The sequence below is a fragment of the Deltaproteobacteria bacterium HGW-Deltaproteobacteria-4 genome, assembly GCA_002841765.1.
Lineage (GTDB): Bacteria > Desulfobacterota > Desulfuromonadia > Desulfuromonadales > UBA2197 > UBA2197.
This window is the reverse complement of the sequence record PHAV01000006.1, coordinates 39,913-54,814: the sequence shown is the minus strand read 5'-3', so window position 1 is coordinate 54,814 and position 14,902 is coordinate 39,913. Positions and strand designations below refer to the sequence as shown.

Annotated in this window: 15 protein-coding genes, 1 tRNA gene and 1 riboswitch; of the genes, 7 read left to right on the top strand and 9 right to left on the bottom strand. The window is 55.7% G+C overall.

The annotated features are described in order from the left end of the window. Positions 1-70 precede the first annotated feature (70 nt). From CVU69_05195 to CVU69_05180, 4 genes are all read left to right on the top strand, one after another. Positions 71-1,117, top strand: a complete 1,047-nt coding sequence (locus CVU69_05195; protein ID PKN12759.1) for a GTPase ObgE — start codon at positions 71-73, stop codon at positions 1,115-1,117. Between the two features lie 50 nt (positions 1,118-1,167). Beyond that, positions 1,168-2,292, top strand: a complete 1,125-nt coding sequence (proB, locus tag CVU69_05190; GenBank protein ID PKN12758.1) for a glutamate 5-kinase — start codon at positions 1,168-1,170, stop codon at positions 2,290-2,292. A 25-nt stretch (positions 2,293-2,317) separates the two neighbouring features. Then, on the top strand, positions 2,318-3,574 hold the full coding sequence (locus CVU69_05185) for a glutamate-5-semialdehyde dehydrogenase (protein PKN12757.1): 1,257 nt from the start codon (positions 2,318-2,320) through the stop codon (positions 3,572-3,574). Positions 3,575-3,695: 121 nt separating this feature from the next. Next, positions 3,696-4,163 carry a rubrerythrin gene (locus CVU69_05180; protein ID PKN12756.1) on the top strand — a complete coding sequence of 156 codons (468 nt, stop codon included), beginning with the start codon at positions 3,696-3,698 and terminating at the stop codon, positions 4,161-4,163. Positions 4,164-4,240: 77 nt separating this feature from the next. Here the strand turns inward: CVU69_05180 and pabB are convergent, their stop codons facing one another. The 7 genes from pabB to CVU69_05145 are packed head-to-tail and all read right to left on the bottom strand — an operon-like array spanning position 4,241 to position 10,985. Continuing rightward, complete coding sequence (gene pabB / locus CVU69_05175) at positions 4,241-5,992, bottom strand: aminodeoxychorismate synthase, component I (protein ID PKN12755.1); 1,752 nt, start codon at positions 5,990-5,992, stop codon at positions 4,241-4,243. After that, the gene (locus tag CVU69_05170; protein ID PKN12754.1) at positions 5,989-7,386 is read right to left on the bottom strand and encodes a cobyrinic acid a,c-diamide synthase; all 1,398 of its coding nucleotides are present in this window, start codon (positions 7,384-7,386) and stop codon (positions 5,989-5,991) included. The genes pabB and CVU69_05170 overlap by 4 nt, the downstream gene beginning before the upstream one ends. Positions 7,387-7,389: 3 nt before the next feature. Continuing rightward, positions 7,390-7,989 carry an alpha-ribazole phosphatase gene (gene cobC, locus CVU69_05165; protein PKN12753.1) on the bottom strand — a complete coding sequence of 200 codons (600 nt, stop codon included), beginning with the start codon at positions 7,987-7,989 and terminating at the stop codon, positions 7,390-7,392. 14 nt (positions 7,990-8,003) lie between these two features. Further along, entirely contained in the window at positions 8,004-8,759 is a 756-nt protein-coding gene (cobS, locus tag CVU69_05160) for an adenosylcobinamide-GDP ribazoletransferase (GenBank protein PKN12752.1), read from the bottom strand. Continuing rightward, a complete protein-coding gene (gene cobT, locus CVU69_05155; GenBank protein ID PKN12751.1) occupies positions 8,759-9,817 on the bottom strand; it encodes a nicotinate-nucleotide--dimethylbenzimidazole phosphoribosyltransferase in 1,059 nt (352 codons plus the stop codon). The genes cobS and cobT overlap by 1 nt, the downstream gene beginning before the upstream one ends. A gap of 26 nt (positions 9,818-9,843) precedes the next feature. After that, on the bottom strand, positions 9,844-10,365 hold the full coding sequence (locus CVU69_05150) for a bifunctional adenosylcobinamide kinase/adenosylcobinamide-phosphate guanylyltransferase (GenBank protein PKN12750.1): 522 nt from the start codon (positions 10,363-10,365) through the stop codon (positions 9,844-9,846). A gap of 2 nt (positions 10,366-10,367) precedes the next feature. Continuing rightward, positions 10,368-10,985: a cob(I)yrinic acid a,c-diamide adenosyltransferase gene (locus CVU69_05145; GenBank protein ID PKN12749.1), complete on the bottom strand. Its 618-nt coding sequence runs from the start codon at positions 10,983-10,985 to the stop codon at positions 10,368-10,370. A 12-nt stretch (positions 10,986-10,997) separates the two neighbouring features. Beyond that, positions 10,998-11,184, bottom strand: a riboswitch (cobalamin riboswitch). Between the two features lie 88 nt (positions 11,185-11,272). On the opposite strand from CVU69_05145, the gene CVU69_05140 reads away from it, so the two are divergent. The 3 genes from CVU69_05140 (at position 11,273) to CVU69_05130 (ending at position 13,031) form a co-directional block, all read left to right on the top strand. Beyond that, positions 11,273-11,348, top strand: a tRNA-Ala gene (locus tag CVU69_05140). 254 nt (positions 11,349-11,602) lie between these two features. Then, positions 11,603-12,556 (top strand): hypothetical protein, encoded by a 954-nt coding sequence (locus CVU69_05135; protein ID PKN12748.1) that lies wholly within the window; start codon positions 11,603-11,605, stop codon positions 12,554-12,556. 25 nt (positions 12,557-12,581) lie between these two features. Further along, positions 12,582-13,031 (top strand): hypothetical protein, encoded by a 450-nt coding sequence (locus CVU69_05130; GenBank protein ID PKN12747.1) that lies wholly within the window; start codon positions 12,582-12,584, stop codon positions 13,029-13,031. Here the strand turns inward: CVU69_05130 and CVU69_05125 are convergent. Then, positions 13,026-13,448 carry a very short patch repair endonuclease gene (locus tag CVU69_05125; protein PKN12746.1) on the bottom strand — a complete coding sequence of 141 codons (423 nt, stop codon included), beginning with the start codon at positions 13,446-13,448 and terminating at the stop codon, positions 13,026-13,028. The two genes, CVU69_05130 and CVU69_05125, sit on opposite strands and share 6 nt — an antisense overlap. Before the next feature lie 25 nt (positions 13,449-13,473). Beyond that, positions 13,474-14,697 (bottom strand): DNA (cytosine-5-)-methyltransferase, encoded by a 1,224-nt coding sequence (locus CVU69_05120; GenBank protein ID PKN12745.1) that lies wholly within the window; start codon positions 14,695-14,697, stop codon positions 13,474-13,476. Positions 14,698-14,902: the final 205 nt, after the last annotated feature.

Sequence of the window (14,902 nt, the reverse complement as noted above, 5' to 3'; positions counted from 1 at the left end):
GACTCGGCACCATGCACACAGAAGAGGCCTGGAGTCCCTGCGACTCCGGGCTTTTCTATTAGGAAGCCCCATGCAATTTGTTGATGAAGTCAAAATCTACGCCAAGGCCGGCGATGGCGGTCGCGGTTGCCTCTCTTTTCGCCGCGAGAAATTTATCCCCCGCGGCGGCCCCGACGGCGGCGACGGCGGCAATGGCGGCGATGTCTGGGTCGTTGTCGATCCCGGCCTCGGCACCCTCCTTGACTTCCGCTATAAAGTCCACCACAAAGCCAAAAACGGCTTGCCGGGGATGGGCAAGGATATGCACGGCAAATCCGGGGAGGCCCTGGAGATCGTCGTCCCCCTCGGCACCCTGATCTACGATGTCGAGACCGATGAACTCCTCGCCGACATGGTCTCGGCCGACCAGCGCGTCCTGCTGTTGCACGGCGGCATGGGCGGTCGGGGGAATGCCCGTTTCTTGACCAGCACCAACCGGGCTCCACGCCATACCCAGCCCGGCATCCCCGGTGAAGAACGCACTCTGCGCCTGTCGTTGAAACTTTTGGCGGATGTCGGCCTGGTCGGCATGCCGAACGCCGGGAAATCGACTTTGATTGCGACGGTCTCTGCCGCCAAGCCGAAGATTGCCGACTACCCCTTTACCACCCTCGTCCCCAACCTCGGCGTCGTCAGTTACGGCGGTGGTTATAACAGCTTTGTCATGGCCGACATTCCCGGCCTGATCGAAGGGGCAAGTATCGGCCAGGGCCTCGGTACCCGCTTCCTCAAACATGTTGAGCGGACCGATCTCTTTTTGCACCTTGTCGATCTTTCCGATCTGCAACCAGGCGATCCTTTGGAAAATTTCGACATGATCAATCGCGAACTCGCCAGCCACAGCGTCGAACTGGCCGCGAAGACGCAACTTGTCGTTCTGACTAAGCTCGATCTCCCCGACGTTCGGGAGCGACTCCCCGATGCCCTCGCCTTCTTTGCCGAGCGCGGCCACCGGGTCTTCCCGATCTCGGCGGCGACCGGCGAAGGGGTACAAGACCTGATCAATGCTATTGCAGTCGAGATCGAAGCCCGCCGCGCGGAACGGAACGCTCCGGCAGCGACGGATCCGCTTCTTTAGATCCAGACTCCTCATCTCCAATTTTCGCCACGAATCTGGGAGTTTCATCCATGCGCTCCAACCTTCTTGCCCATGTGCGCCGGGTCGTCATCAAGATCGGCAGCGGCGTCCTTTCCGATCCGCAGGGGATTGAACCGGCCCAGATTGCCGTGATTGCCGACCAGGTCGCGCTGTTGCGGCAAAAAGGCTACGAGGTCATTATCGTCTCTTCCGGCGCTGTCTCTGCCGGTAAAGGCTACCTCGGTATCGCCGGTCGTCCTGCGACTATCCCCCTCAAACAGGCGGCTGCCGCGATCGGCCAAACCTTGCTGATGCGGACCTGGGGGGAAGCTTTTCACCAATACGGACTGAAAGTGGCACAGGTCCTCCTCACCCGCGACGACCTCGCCAATCGGCGCCGCTACCTCAACTCCCGCAACACCCTGATGACTCTCCTCGACCATCGCATTATCCCGATCATCAACGAGAATGACACCGTCGTCATTGATGAAATCCGCTTCGGCGACAATGACAACCTCTCGGCTCTGGTCTCCTCCCTCGTCGAAGCAAATCTCCTTGTTATCCTTTCCGACGTCTCCGGCCTTTACGACCGCGATCCCCGCACTGATGCCGCCGCCGAGCTGATCCCCTGCGTAGAACGGATCAACGACGAGATTATCGCCATGGCCGGCAGCTCCGGGACCGACCTCGGCACCGGCGGTATGGCGACCAAGATCAAGGCCGCCAAACGTGCCAGCCTCTCCGGCATCGGCACGGCGATTATCAATGGCCGTGTCAAGGATTCCCTCCTCGCCTTCTTTGCCGGTGATGAGATCGGCACCCTCTTCCTTCCCGCCCGCGACCGCCTGACGGCCAAAAAGCACTGGATCGCCTTCTCCAAGAAGACGCGGGGGAAGCTGATCGTCGATGAAGGCGCCCGCTGCGCCATGGTCGAACGCGGCAAGAGCCTCCTCCCTTCCGGGATCATCGGTGTCGAAGGTGGCTTTGACCGCGGTGACGCCGTCCGTCTTAGCAGTGCCGACGGCAGCGAAATCGCCACCGGCGTTATCAACTATTCCCTGACCGAGCTGTTGCGGATCATGGGGCATAAATCGAGCGAGATCGAAACGATCCTCGGCTACAAATATGCCGATGAAGTCGTGCATCGTGACAATCTGGTCCTCAAGACCCCCTGATTGCCCCGTGCACAAGGAGAAATTCATGACGATTCGTGAAGAAATGCAGCGGATTGCCGCTGATGCCAAGACAGCTGGCCGCGTCCTGGCAACACTGTCGAGTGCGGTTAAAGATGAAATGCTGGGCCAGATGGCTGCGGCGCTGGAGAAGAATATCCCCTCCCTCCTTGCCGCCAACGAACTCGACCTGAACGCCGGACGGGACAAGGGTCTCTCGGCGGCGATGCTTGACCGTCTTGCCCTCGACGAAAAGCGAGTGCGTGCCATGGCTGACGGCCTGCGCGAAGTCGCCGCCCTCCCCGATCCGGTCGGCGAAGTCACCGGCATGTGGCGGCGCCCGAACGGACTGCAGGTCGGGCGGATGCGCATCCCCTTGGGCGTTATCGGCATCGTCTACGAATCCCGGCCCAACGTCACCGCCGATGCCGCCGCCCTCTGCCTGAAGAGCGGCAATGCCGTCATCCTGCGCGGCGGTTCGGAAGCGATCCATTCCAATCGCGCCATCGGCGCCCTGCTACAGGGGGTGCTGGCTGAGTTACATCTGCCGGCGGCAGCATTGCAAGTGGTGACGACCACCGACCGGGAAGCCATCCTCGAACTGCTCAAGCGCGATGAAGAGATTGACCTGATCATCCCGCGCGGCGGCGAGAGCCTGATCCGCTTTGTCGCCGAGCATTCCCGTATCCCCGTCATCAAACATTACAAGGGAGTCTGCCACGTCTTTGTCGATGCCAGCGCAGACTTTGCCATGGCCGAGGAGATTGCTTTAAACGCCAAAGTCCAGCGTCCCGGCGTCTGCAACTCGATGGAGACCCTCCTCGTGCATCAGGATATTGCTCAGGATTTTATCCCGCGCATCGCCGCGGCCTTAGGCACGGCCGGCGTCGAAATCCGCGGCTGCCCGCTCGTCTGCTCCCTGGTTCCCGAAGCCAAAACCGCGACGGCGGAAGATTGGGCGGCGGAGTACCTTGATTTGATTCTGGCAATCAAAGTCGTCAAGGATCTTGACGCGGCCCTCGACCACATCAGTATCTACACGTCGCTGCATACTGAAGCGATTATCACCAGTGACTACAGCAACTCGCAGCGTTTTATCCGCGAAGTCAACTCCAGTACGGTCATGATCAACGCCTCGACCCGCTTTGCCGATGGCAATCAACTCGGTCTCGGCGCCGAGATCGGCATCTCCACCACCAAGCTCCACTCCTTTGGGCCGATGGGGCTGGAAGACCTGACGACCCGTAAGTTTATTGTCTTTGGCAACGGGCAGATTCGCAGTTAAGACGAAAATCTCCTGAACTTCCGGAGAAAAAGAACGCTTTCTGTGAAAAAAGAGATGAAAATTTCCGGCGCTGTGCTAAAATTCCGCCGCAATGAGTCATCCGTTTGAGGAGGTTAATGTAATGTCGGAAATTTACAACGAATTAGAGGCCTTGAAGGCAGCGATCATGACCGAAAAGGCAGCGATGGACTTTTACAAGTACGGCGCCACCAAGATGAGTGATGAAAGCGCCTGCCGTACCTTTGAAATCCTCGCCAAAGATGAATTGCACCATGCGCGGATGTTTTACGACGTCTATTCCGGAAAGGACCTCCCCCCCTTTGACGAACTGATGGCAGCCCCTCCGGATACCGAATCGGATTGGTGGAAGGCCCTGCAGAAGATCATCCTCGGCAACTTCGACGAGCAACGCGCTCTCGAACTGGCGATCGATCAGGAAGAAGCGTTGGAAAAGTCGTTGCGCGAAACCGCTGCCCAAATAAGCGATCCGAAGATCCGGGATATCTATCTGGCCAATGCATCGTCGACACATGGACACGCTCAGATCGTCACTGAAGATCTCAAAGCCCTCTTCGGCCAATCCCGCTGATTATTCTGCAGGAGCGGGCTCCGGCACAACCCAACAAACAAGAAGCGGGTGTTTCCCTCAGGAGGCGCCCGTTTTCTTTACTCTTCGACCAGCACGGCCCGCCGCCAGCCGCGCACGGCATTGATCAGCCACAGTCCTTCTGCCGCCCGCAAATCCCCGACCGTGATCACCGCTTCGCTCAAAATCCCCCGTTCCAGCAGTTCCCCCCGCAACGTCCCCGGCAGCAGACCGCAAACCAGCGCCGGCGTCAGCAGTCGCCCGCCGCGGCGCAGAACAAGGTTGTGAATGCTCCCTTCTGTCACCTCCCCGGCCTCATTGCAGAAGAGAACTTCATCCACGCCGGGAAAACGGGCCCGCTCGACGTTGTAGAGATCGCGGCGGGTCGTCTTATGAAAAAGAAAGGGATCATCGCGCTGCACCCGCTGTGGCGACAGGAGCATCGTCAGGGGGAAGCGACGGGACGCAGGAAGGAGGGGCTCGGCGCGCAGCGTCACTGTCCCGTCTTTGTCGAGGAGGAGTCGGACTTTGTGTGCCCCCTTGAGCTCGGCATCACACTGCTGCAACTCCGTCAGAATGGCGGCACGATTCCAGGGAAAAGCGAAATATTCCGCCGAAGCAGCGAGGCGCTGTAGGTGGCGCTCCAGCAAAAAATAGCCCCCCTTCTCCTGGCGGCGCAGGCCCTCGATCAATGCAAAGGGGGTGGGGTCCATGTCGAGAAATCGGCTCTTGGCAAAGGATTCGGCGTATTCGGCGGCGCACGACGAATCCGAGGTGACGCCGCTGCCGATACCGAGTTCCGCCTCCCCGGTCGCATGATCAATCACCACCGTGCGAATGGCGACACTGAAGACACTTTCTCCGGGGGAGACAAAACCGATGGCACCGCAATAAAGACCACGCGGTGCGACTTCCAGGTCGCGGATGATCTCCATTGTGCGACGCTTCGGCGCGCCGGTCACTGAACCGCAGGGGAAGAGGGCGGAAAAGATCTGAAAGGTCGTGGTCGATGGCGCCAGCTGCGCACTCACAGTCGAGGTGAGCTGATGAACGGTCGGATAGGTCTCGACATCGAAGAGACTCTCGACCTGCACCGAACCGATGATGGCGAGACGCGACAAATCGTTGCGCACCAGATCGACAATCATCAGATTCTCGGCGCGTTCCTTGGGACTGGCGGCTAACGCGCTCCGGACCGCGCAATCAGCCGAGCTCTCGGCAGCGCGGCGGGCCGTCCCCTTCATCGGCCGCATGACGATCTTCTCCTTCTGACGGGCAAAGAAAAGTTCGGGCGAAGCCGAAACGACAGTTAGTTCGCCGGTCTCGATGTGGGCACAAAAGGGCGCTTGCTGGGTCTGACAAAGGGCAGAGAAGAGAGCCGCACTATCGTTCGGGACAGGAAAGCGCTGGCGCAGGGTGTAGTTGACCTGATAAGTCTCGCCGCGAACAATGGCGGCGTGGATTGCTGTGATCGCCGCTTCATAGCCGGCGGCATCAGGGATTGTTGTGCGCGGCACCAAAGGCAATCGGAGCGGGGAGACGGGGGACGTCCCCAGCTCTTCCCGGCGCTCTGCAAAGATGGCAAACCACAGGAGGGGAGTTTGCGGAGGGGCGCCGATCGGGAGATCGGGATTGAAAGCGTGCGCCGCTTCATAGGCAACAAAACCGGCCGCATGACAGCCGGCAGCGACGGCCGCCTCCAGTTCGGCAAAGGCCGGAGCAACCTCAGCCAGAGCGTCGGCACGTAGAACTTTGATCAGTCCGGCAAAGACAAAGGAACGGCCGAACCGGCCTCCTCCTGGCGCTGCGAACCGGGCCGTAACCGGTCTCAAGGGCCGTTCCAGCGCCGGCAGCTCTCAACCAGGTTACCGGCGAGCGTTGGATGACTGGCGAAGTGGAGGTGGACATAAGAGGCCAGAACGTTATTGAGGACATAGCCATCGTCCTCCAGAATCTGTCCATCGGCGCGGCTGAGCGCGTAGGAGCGCGGCACTTCTGCAGCGATCACTACCTCCGAGTAATGGAACTCATGACCGCGGACGACCGTCCCCGTCGGTCCAAGAATGGTATCGAAACGGAAGGTGACCTGTCGATAACCGAGGGCTTTGCGTTGCGGCAACATCCGCGCCCAGGCCGGGAAGAGAGCGACAAAGGGCTGGAAGTGGTCGGAAGCGGCGCCAGCCACCCCGCCGCTAAGATAGATCAGGCCGCCGCACTCAGCATAAATCGGCATACCGGCGCTGGCAGCGGCGCGAATCGCCTGGAGGAGGGAAAGATTGGCGGCGAGTTGGGGGGCATAAAGTTCCGGGTAACCGCCGGGGAGATAGAGACCGCTGATCCCGACCGGCAGATGATGATTGCGCAGCGGCGAGAAAAATTCGATCTCGGCACCGGCTGCCTCCAGCAGTTCAAGATTTTCCGGATAGCAGAAAGAGAAGGCTTCATCGCGCGCCACGGCAATGCGTACTCTGTCTTCCCCCTTTGGCAAAGGGGGAGCGAGGGGGATTTCGTTCAGATTAAATCTCCCCCTTCCCCTCTTTGCCAAAGGGGGGAGTGCAAGCAGCCCGTCAACATCGACGCCTGCCTCAAACCATTCGGCCAGACGCTCATAAAAGACGACATTCTCCGGCGCTGCTTCCGCCGTCACCAGACCGAGATAGCGTTCCGGAAGGGCGATCTGCGGCTCACGCGGCAACACCCCCAGCAGCGGGGGCAGGCCGGCAACCGAGGCATGGGCCGCACGAAGGAGTTCAGCGTGGCGCGGGCTGGCGACCCGATTGAGAATGATGCCGGCGACAGTCAAAGCGGGATCGAACTCCGCAAACCCTTTGATCAGAGCGGCCACACTGCGCGCCTGTCCCTTGGCATCGATTACCAGAATGACCGGAGCGCTGAGGAGCTTGGCAACGGCAGCAGTACTCCCGGCCTCACTTCCTCCATCAGCACCATCAAAGAGCCCCATCACCCCTTCAACCACCGCCACCTCAGCGTCGGCACATCCCAGGGCAAAGCTGCGCTGCACTCCGTCTTCGCCGCACATCCAGGAATCAAGATTACGGGAAACCCGGCCATTGGCGGCAGCATGATGGCCGGGGTCGATGAAGTCCGGCCCGACCTTGAAGGGCGCTACCTCCAGACCGCGCCGACGCAACGCCGCAAGGAGAGCAAGGGTGATGGTGGTCTTGCCACTCCCCGAAGCCGGGGCGGCGATGACGAAAGTCTGCATGGCTCAGCCGTTCAACAGATGTACGACAGCATTACCATCTGCGTAGTAATCAATGATATTGAGACAGCCATAGCTCTGCTCGATGGCAAAGAGACAGGACAGCGGGGCGCCGATGGCGTCGAGAATAATAACCCGATTGGTGCCGCCATGAGCGACAACCAGCACCTCTTCGCCACGATGAGCGGCGGCAATACGGGCCATCATCGGCCGGACACGATCCGCCAGATCATTAAGACTCTCCCCCTGCGGTACCCGATAGTTGACAATATCATCAAGGCGCGCCTGCCACTCTTGAGGATAGAGCGCCTGCAGCTCCGCCCAGGTCTTCCCTTCCCAGTTACCGATATCGAGCTCACGCAGCTGCGCATCGCTCTGCACCTCCAGATCATGACTGGCGGCGAGAAGGCGGGCGCCGTTCAGACAGCGACTCAGATCGCTGCTGTAGACCGCACTGATCTCCTTCTTCTTCAAGCGCAACTGCAGCAAGCCGAATTGCGCCTCTCCTTCCGGTGTCAAGGGGACATCGGCATGGCCGTTGTAACGCTTCTCTTCATAACCGGCCACCTGCCCATGGCGAATCAGATAGATACGGGTCCTTTGCATGCAATCTCCTCCTGTTAGCGGTGAAAATATGCGGACGAACACAGGAGGAGAAAGACCGCCTCACTCCATTCGCAGACCGCTCCGAGAATATCGCCGGTCACTCCCCCCAAGCGCGCCTTGAAGTAGCGCTCCAGAAGGAAGACCGCTAGACAAAGGGCGGCGAGAAGAGTCAACCCCCAGAGCCGGAAGAAACCAAGCAGGACGGCGGCGAGGATCAGCGTTGCGAGCACGAGTTCGCGGCGACCCACCCCTTCGACAAAGACGCTGCCGGTTCCGCCTTCGCTGCGGGCATAAGGGGCGAGGACCGCCAGCGCCACCATCATCCAGCGGCCGACAACCGGCAGCGCGATCAGCACCTGCCAGCGCATTGCGGACGGAATAACGCTCAGGGTCATGACCTTCAGCAGGAAGAGGCAAAGCAGGGCCACCACCCCCATCGCCCCGACCCGGCTGTCCTTCATGATCCGCAGCCGGCTGGCGCGGTCACGGATGCCGTACATCCCGTCGGCAGTATCGGCGACGCCGTCAAGATGAAGAGCGCCGGTGGCATAGATCAGCAACAGCAGAACAAGGAGGGCGCCGACGGAGGGCGGGAAGAAGATCAGCAACACTTGGTGAGCGCCCGCCAGGAGGAGACCAAGCCCGAGTCCTACCAGGGGGAAGTAAGCCATCGACCTCCCGAGTTGCTGCGCACTCCCCGCTGACGCCGGCAGCGGCAGGACAGTGAGAAAGAGCAGGGCTTGGCGCAGCTCGCCGAGTATTCCCTTCATTATTTGCTGGCCTTGCTCACGCCGACCTCTTCAAAGGTGCGAATTTCCCGCAGTCCGCGCAGCGACGCTTCGATCAAGGTCATCGCCAGGACCGCACCGGTCCCTTCGCCGAGACGCATCTCCAGATCGAGCATCGGCTTCTGTCCGAGCATCTCCAGCATGTGACGATGGCCGATCTCCACCGACTGATGGGCGCAGAAGATGTAATCCTTGACGTGGGGATGGAGTTCTGAAGCGATGATGGCGCCGGCGGTGGAGATGAAACCATCGACCACGATCGGAATCCCGGTCGCGGCGGCACCGAGGATCAGGCCGGCGATACCGCCAATTTCAAAACCGCCAACCTTGGCGAGAACATCGACAGGATCGTCTTTGTCCGGTTGATTAAGGGCGATCCCCGCCTTGATCACCGCGATCTTGTGGGCAAGGGTCGGGTCGTCGATGCCGGTACCGCGAAAGGTCACCTGCTCCACCGAGCGCCCGGTGAAGAGCGCGGCAATCGCCGCCGACGGGGTGGTATTACCGATCCCCATGTCTCCGGTACCGAGGAGATCAATACCGGCATCACGGCTGGAAAAAGCGAGTTCAATCCCCGCCTCCAGGGCCGCAATCGCCTCCTTGCGACTCATCGCGGGCCCTTTGGAAAAGTTGGCTGTCCCTTTAGCGATCTTCTTGTTGAGGAGTCCGGCAATCGGCGCGAAGTCGTAGTCAACCCCCATATCGACAACGATCACCTCGGCGCCGGCATGGTTGGCCAAAGCGTTAATCGCTGCGCCGCCACTGACAAAGTTGAGAACCATCTGCGGCGTCACCTCTTTGGGGAAGGCACTGACCCCCTCTTCGGTAATGCCGTGATCGCCGGCAAAGGTAAAGACGACTTTCTTGCGGATATCTTCCCGCCCGGTGATGGCAACAAAACGGCGGGCAAACTCTTCGAGGCGGCCAAGAGAACCTTTCGGTTTGGCCTGACTGTTGAGGCGGGCCTGCACTTCGGCGATCATTGTTTTATCGACCGGCTTGATGGTATTGAGGACAGCTTGCAGGGAATGGGGATTCATCGATCAGATCCTTAAAAGGGGAATAATTACTTCAGACGCAGCGGCAGGCCGGCCACGACCAACCAGGCGCTGCTTGCCGCAACTGCCAGCTCTTGATTAACTTCACCGGCGAGATCACGGAAGAGCCGGGCAAGGCGATTCTCCGGGACGATGCCGCCGCCGACTTCATTGCTGACGAGATAAACCGGGCCGTCGATGGTGGCAAGACAAGCGATAAAGCGCCGGACTTCAGCGAGGACAGCGGACGGTTCTTCATTATGGGCAAAGAGGAGGTTGGTGATCCACAAAGTCACGCAATCGAGGAGAATTGCCCCCTGCCCTGTCGCAGCCATCGGTAAACGGCCACAGAGATCACACGGCTCTTCGAGGAGATTCCAGCGCCCCCCCCGCGCCTGTTGATGGAGGGCAATGCGGTCAGCCATCTCGCTATCGGCGATCATCGCCGTAGCGACGTAGAGGAGGGGGCCGGCATGGGCTTCGGCGCAGCGCTGGGCAAAGGCACTCTTGCCGGAGCGGGTGCCGCCGGTGATCAGAATCAGTTCCGCCATCGTCAGTATTCGATTCCTTGCCGGGCTGCAATCCCCTGCGCCAATGGATGTTTGATCGCCATCATCTCTGTCACCAGATCGGCGCGAAGGAGAACTTGCGGATGCGCATCGCGCCCGGTGAGGACGATCTCCAAGGCCGGCGGCCGCTGATCGAGGAGGTCAAGGAGTTCGGCAAGGGGCAAGGCGTTACGCCGTACCGCCCCATTGATTTCATCAAAGACCACCAGATCGAGATCGCCACTCGCAATCCGCACCCTGGCGGCGGCAAAGACCCGCTGCACACTGGCCGCCACTTCCTCGACAGAAGCTGAGCCGGCGATTACCCCGATCCCGGCATCAAGGAGTTCAAAACCGGGAAAGCGGCTGAGACTGGTCACTTCACCGGCCTGCAGGGCGGCGGGCTTGAGCAGTCGCACCCAAAGGACGCGCCAACCATGACCGAGGGCGCGGGCGGCGAGACCGGCCGCAGCCGTCGTCTTCCCCTTCCCCGCCCCGGTATAAACCTGCAGTCGTCTCTGTTGCATCCGACCATCTCTTCCTGGCACCACGCCGCTCTGCTGCAACAAAAAACCCCGACACGAGGCACGGTCGGGGGGCGTCAAGAAAGCGGCGCACCCCATCCCGAGCAGGGTTCGTAAAAGCGTCGTTACGGCAGGTCTCCTGACTTGCGGATCGTCCTAATTGCCGCGCCTTCCCGTCCTTGCGAACAGTGGCTTAACTTCGGCTTTCGTCACCGCTTACAGTTGCGGGGCAGCGAGGGGGTTGCACCCTCTTCCCTATTCTCCCGAGCGAACGGGCACCGTACGATTTTAAGTGAAAAATTTGTAGCAGATGGTGAGAAAAGAGTCAATCATCCTTCTCTTTCGGTTGACAGGGGAAAGCACTTTGTGTAGCTTAACTCCCGTTTGGGGCTGTAGCTCAGTTGGGAGAGCGATGCGTTCGCAATGCATAGGCCAGCGGTTCGATCCCGCTCAGCTCCACCAAAGAAACCAATGGGTTAGCCGATTATTCGGTTAACCCATTTTCTTTTTTTAAAAAAGTATATGCTAAAATATATACTCTCGCCATTTCTCATCTCTGAAACAAATACTATTCCACTGCCACAATCCAAAGGCTCACCAAGATTCCCGAGAAGTTTGAGCACAAGATTTAAAATCCCGAATTAACGTCAAAATTTTCTACCCCGTCACTTACGGGGTAAATATATATGTTTTTTCGGGTTGACAGCTAACCATACATGTGTCACTGTCCCGCTATACACCGGTTGATTCGGGACAATAATTCTTTCTGGGAGAGGTGCTTTATGCCAATGTTTGACAGGTACATGTGTGGATATTTTGGTGCTGAGCGAGGAGCATATTCGGTAGTAACCGATCGCGAGGCTACGGGAGATAAGAGTGTAACCGTAGACTCTGATGAAAAAGCTGTCCTGGAAGGCCGTTACCCGTTAAGTGGATTTACCCGTCGAGGTGGGGCCGCGCCAGACGGTAAACCAGAAGACTGGACTATGGTAGTTCACGCACCTTCGGGGCACACCTCCACAAATCAGATTGTCGTAGTATACCCAAAGCGCCAGGGGAATGAATTACGGCTTTATTTCTCTCGCTCTAGCCAGTTCTACCCCACAGCTACCGATATTTGGTTTATTTTTTCACGTCGGGGAGAGGCTTGTCCGCATGTTGGATTTATGTCAACGGCAGATTGGAACAATCTATTTTCAACGGCAATGTCAGCATCGGCTCTAAATTTCCGTGCTGGGGTCAATATTGATGATGAAGATGATTTTTATCAAAACCAGATAGGAGCAGTCGCGGCCAGCATTCCTGTAAGCAGGACAGGAATGACATACCCACGCGACCCAAGATTAGGGCTATCAGCTGCAAGGGCGGCTCACTATTGCTGTGAAATAGACAACTCTCATCGGACCTTTATAAGTGCAGCCACAGGCAACCCATTTGTAGAAGGGCATCACCTTATCCCCATTTCCTCGCAAAATGAGTTTGTTAACGGATTAGATGTTGCGGATAACATTGTAGCTTTATGCCCAGTTTGCCATAGGACACTTCACCATGGACAACCAACGGCAAAAGCTGTGCTTCTGCGCCACCTCTTTGAAGCACGTCATGAGCGTTTAGCATTGAGGGGATTGGAAATTTCTTTTACGGATATTCTCAGAATTTATGGTGCGTAGTTAACTACTGGAAAGGAGATATATTATGCCACTGGAAAAGATTATAAACGATCAGGGAAGCAAATCTGTACAGCGTTCAGACAAGGGCCATGTAGATAGGTCCGAAAATTATTTGAAGTGGCATCGTGAACAAGGAAGAGAACTATATATGCAAGATATAGACTGCATAGAATACAAATTTATTAATGGTGAGGTTGTACCGTTATCTGTGAATGAGATCACTATGGTTGAAAGTGGGATTGCCGTAACCACAAATTACCTCAATGCGATAGTTGATAGGTTTAACAGAGATGCTCAATATAAAGTTATTACATCAATAGCAAAAATACTCGGTGTTGAGGCTCGTGTTGTTCTATACAGAGAAGACTGTACTGAGTTCTGGCTATACAACCTAACAAAAAAAAAGGGGTGGCTAGAACGCACGCCAGAACAAATGAAAGACTGGCTCTACCAATTTCGCTCTACAAAATCATGAGAGGTGATTGCCACTTGACGCCAAAAGTGTCTTGATACTGGAAATAACACCAACAATATCCGAATCAATTTTGTGTTCCCAAATTCTATAAACATTCCAACCTGATTCTTTTAGTAGCTGATTAACTTTCGCGTCACGTTCAATATTTTTTTGAAGTTTTGAACCCCAAAAGGGAACATTTGATTTTGGTGATGTGCCGTGAATTGGGCAACAATGCCAAAAACAACCGTCCACAAAAATCGCAATCTTCTTTGAAGTAAATACTATATCCGGCTTGCCGGTCAATTTCGTGTTGATTCTGTATCTAATTCCCTCATTCCAGAGAGCTTTTCTTAACTTCAATTCAGGTTTTGTATTTTTGTTTTTAATTTTTGACATGCAATTACTGCGTTGTGTGGGTGTCATAACATCGGTCATAACTTTTACAATCTATATATTGTAGCTATGAAAGATAACGGTCGCGTATTTCTTTAGCTATTTTTCTGACTACTGGTACAGGTACGGAGTTACCGAATTGCTTGTACGCCATTGTTTTTCCTTGAGGGATTAGAAATTCTTCAGGAAACCCTTGGAGGCGCGCACACTCCCTCGGTGTCAACATACGAGGATTTCTTCCATCCTGAGGGATTAAACATTCCTTACCATCCTTGCCATATCTCGCAACAATTGTATTTGACGGCTTCTTCAAATCTGCCTCAAAGGCCGAAAAACCTGTGCCTCTATCCATATTGCGTTTAGTGCGAGAAATATGACCTGCCCAGAGTTTGTCTGAAATTGTATAAATTTCAGGGGGAGATTCTTCTAATATCGACTCAAGGGGTAATGGATCCCCCTCAAATGTTGGAAAAACAAAATCCGTATCCCTATTTTTAAGACAAACCATGAAACAGCGTTGTCGATTTTGAGGTACTACCGTATTAGCATTTATAATTTTATGCGAAAATGAGTAACCGAGATCATCCTCAATAGTTTTTTTGATTGTTTGAAATGTATTCCCTCCGTCATGACTTTTCAGGTTTTTGACATTTTCCAACAGTAATATCTTGGGCTGTTTCACTTTTGCGATTCTGACAATATCAAAAAACAAGGTCCCTTGTGTTTCACACGAAAAACCATGGTTAATTCCAAGCGACTGCCTTGCTGATACACCCGCAAGACTAAATGGCTGACAAGGAAATCCAGCGGCTAAAATATCAAAATCGGGAATAAGTTGGTCTAATGTTTCATCAGTAATAGTTATTGGGTCTGTAAATTGACGAATGTCACCAAATGGCATCTCACCATAATTAGAAAAATATGTCTGTTTTGCGTTTTTGTCCCACTCACTTGTAAAAACGCATTTTCCCCCCAAATCCTGTAAAGATATTCGAAACCCCCCAATTCCAGCAAATAAATCAATAAATCTAAACTTGGGGTTTTCACATGGAGGGAACGGAAAACTATATGAATTGGATATTAATTTTATAAGCTCATCTTGGGTCCGAAGGGAAAACCCTGCCAATAAAACATTTAACCATTTGTTTTTCAATTCATGATTCCCCCAAGTAGGGACACACTCCGGCGATTGAAGCCAATGTGAAGCGATAGCCATGAATTCTGGATGCTCAGTCTGTTTGCCCCCGCTATTTTTTATAAGTTCAATCGCTTTTTCAATGCTAAAAATCATATTAATAAACTTCCTTTAACTTTAAGGGGTTTCACGATACAATAAAATATACCATTTTATCGTGGGTGGGTCACTCTAATGTGTCTTTGCTGCCTATGAAAGACACCGCCTCATCCTTGCTTCTATATGTAGCGACATGCCTATACTCGCCGGCGTCATCATGCCACACCTGAACGGCAACCCAGCCGATACCAGTCAGCGGTGC

What these genes read in the sequence shown, in the direction of transcription:
- cobC (PKN12753.1), bottom strand. Translation starts at nt 7,989, where the DNA reads ATGCAAAGGACCCGTATCTATCTGATTCGCCATGGGCAGGTGGCCGGT.
- CVU69_05135 (PKN12748.1), top strand. Translation starts at nt 11,603, where the DNA reads ATGTGTCACTGTCCCGCTATACACCGGTTGATTCGGGACAATAATTCT.
- CVU69_05125 (PKN12746.1), bottom strand. Translation starts at nt 13,448, where the DNA reads ATGACCGATGTTATGACACCCACACAACGCAGTAATTGCATGTCAAAA.
- CVU69_05195 (PKN12759.1), top strand. Translation starts at nt 71, where the DNA reads ATGCAATTTGTTGATGAAGTCAAAATCTACGCCAAGGCCGGCGATGGC.
- cobS (PKN12752.1), bottom strand. Translation starts at nt 8,759, where the DNA reads ATGAAGGGAATACTCGGCGAGCTGCGCCAAGCCCTGCTCTTTCTCACT.
- CVU69_05120 (PKN12745.1), bottom strand. Translation starts at nt 14,697, where the DNA reads ATGATTTTTAGCATTGAAAAAGCGATTGAACTTATAAAAAATAGCGGG.
- cobT (PKN12751.1), bottom strand. Translation starts at nt 9,817, where the DNA reads ATGAATCCCCATTCCCTGCAAGCTGTCCTCAATACCATCAAGCCGGTC.
- CVU69_05150 (PKN12750.1), bottom strand. Translation starts at nt 10,365, where the DNA reads ATGGCGGAACTGATTCTGATCACCGGCGGCACCCGCTCCGGCAAGAGT.
- CVU69_05130 (PKN12747.1), top strand. Translation starts at nt 12,582, where the DNA reads ATGCCACTGGAAAAGATTATAAACGATCAGGGAAGCAAATCTGTACAG.
- CVU69_05170 (PKN12754.1), bottom strand. Translation starts at nt 7,386, where the DNA reads ATGCAGACTTTCGTCATCGCCGCCCCGGCTTCGGGGAGTGGCAAGACC.
- CVU69_05185 (PKN12757.1), top strand. Translation starts at nt 2,318, where the DNA reads ATGACGATTCGTGAAGAAATGCAGCGGATTGCCGCTGATGCCAAGACA.
- CVU69_05180 (PKN12756.1), top strand. Translation starts at nt 3,696, where the DNA reads ATGTCGGAAATTTACAACGAATTAGAGGCCTTGAAGGCAGCGATCATG.
- CVU69_05145 (PKN12749.1), bottom strand. Translation starts at nt 10,985, where the DNA reads ATGGGGTGCGCCGCTTTCTTGACGCCCCCCGACCGTGCCTCGTGTCGG.
- proB (PKN12758.1), top strand. Translation starts at nt 1,168, where the DNA reads ATGCGCTCCAACCTTCTTGCCCATGTGCGCCGGGTCGTCATCAAGATC.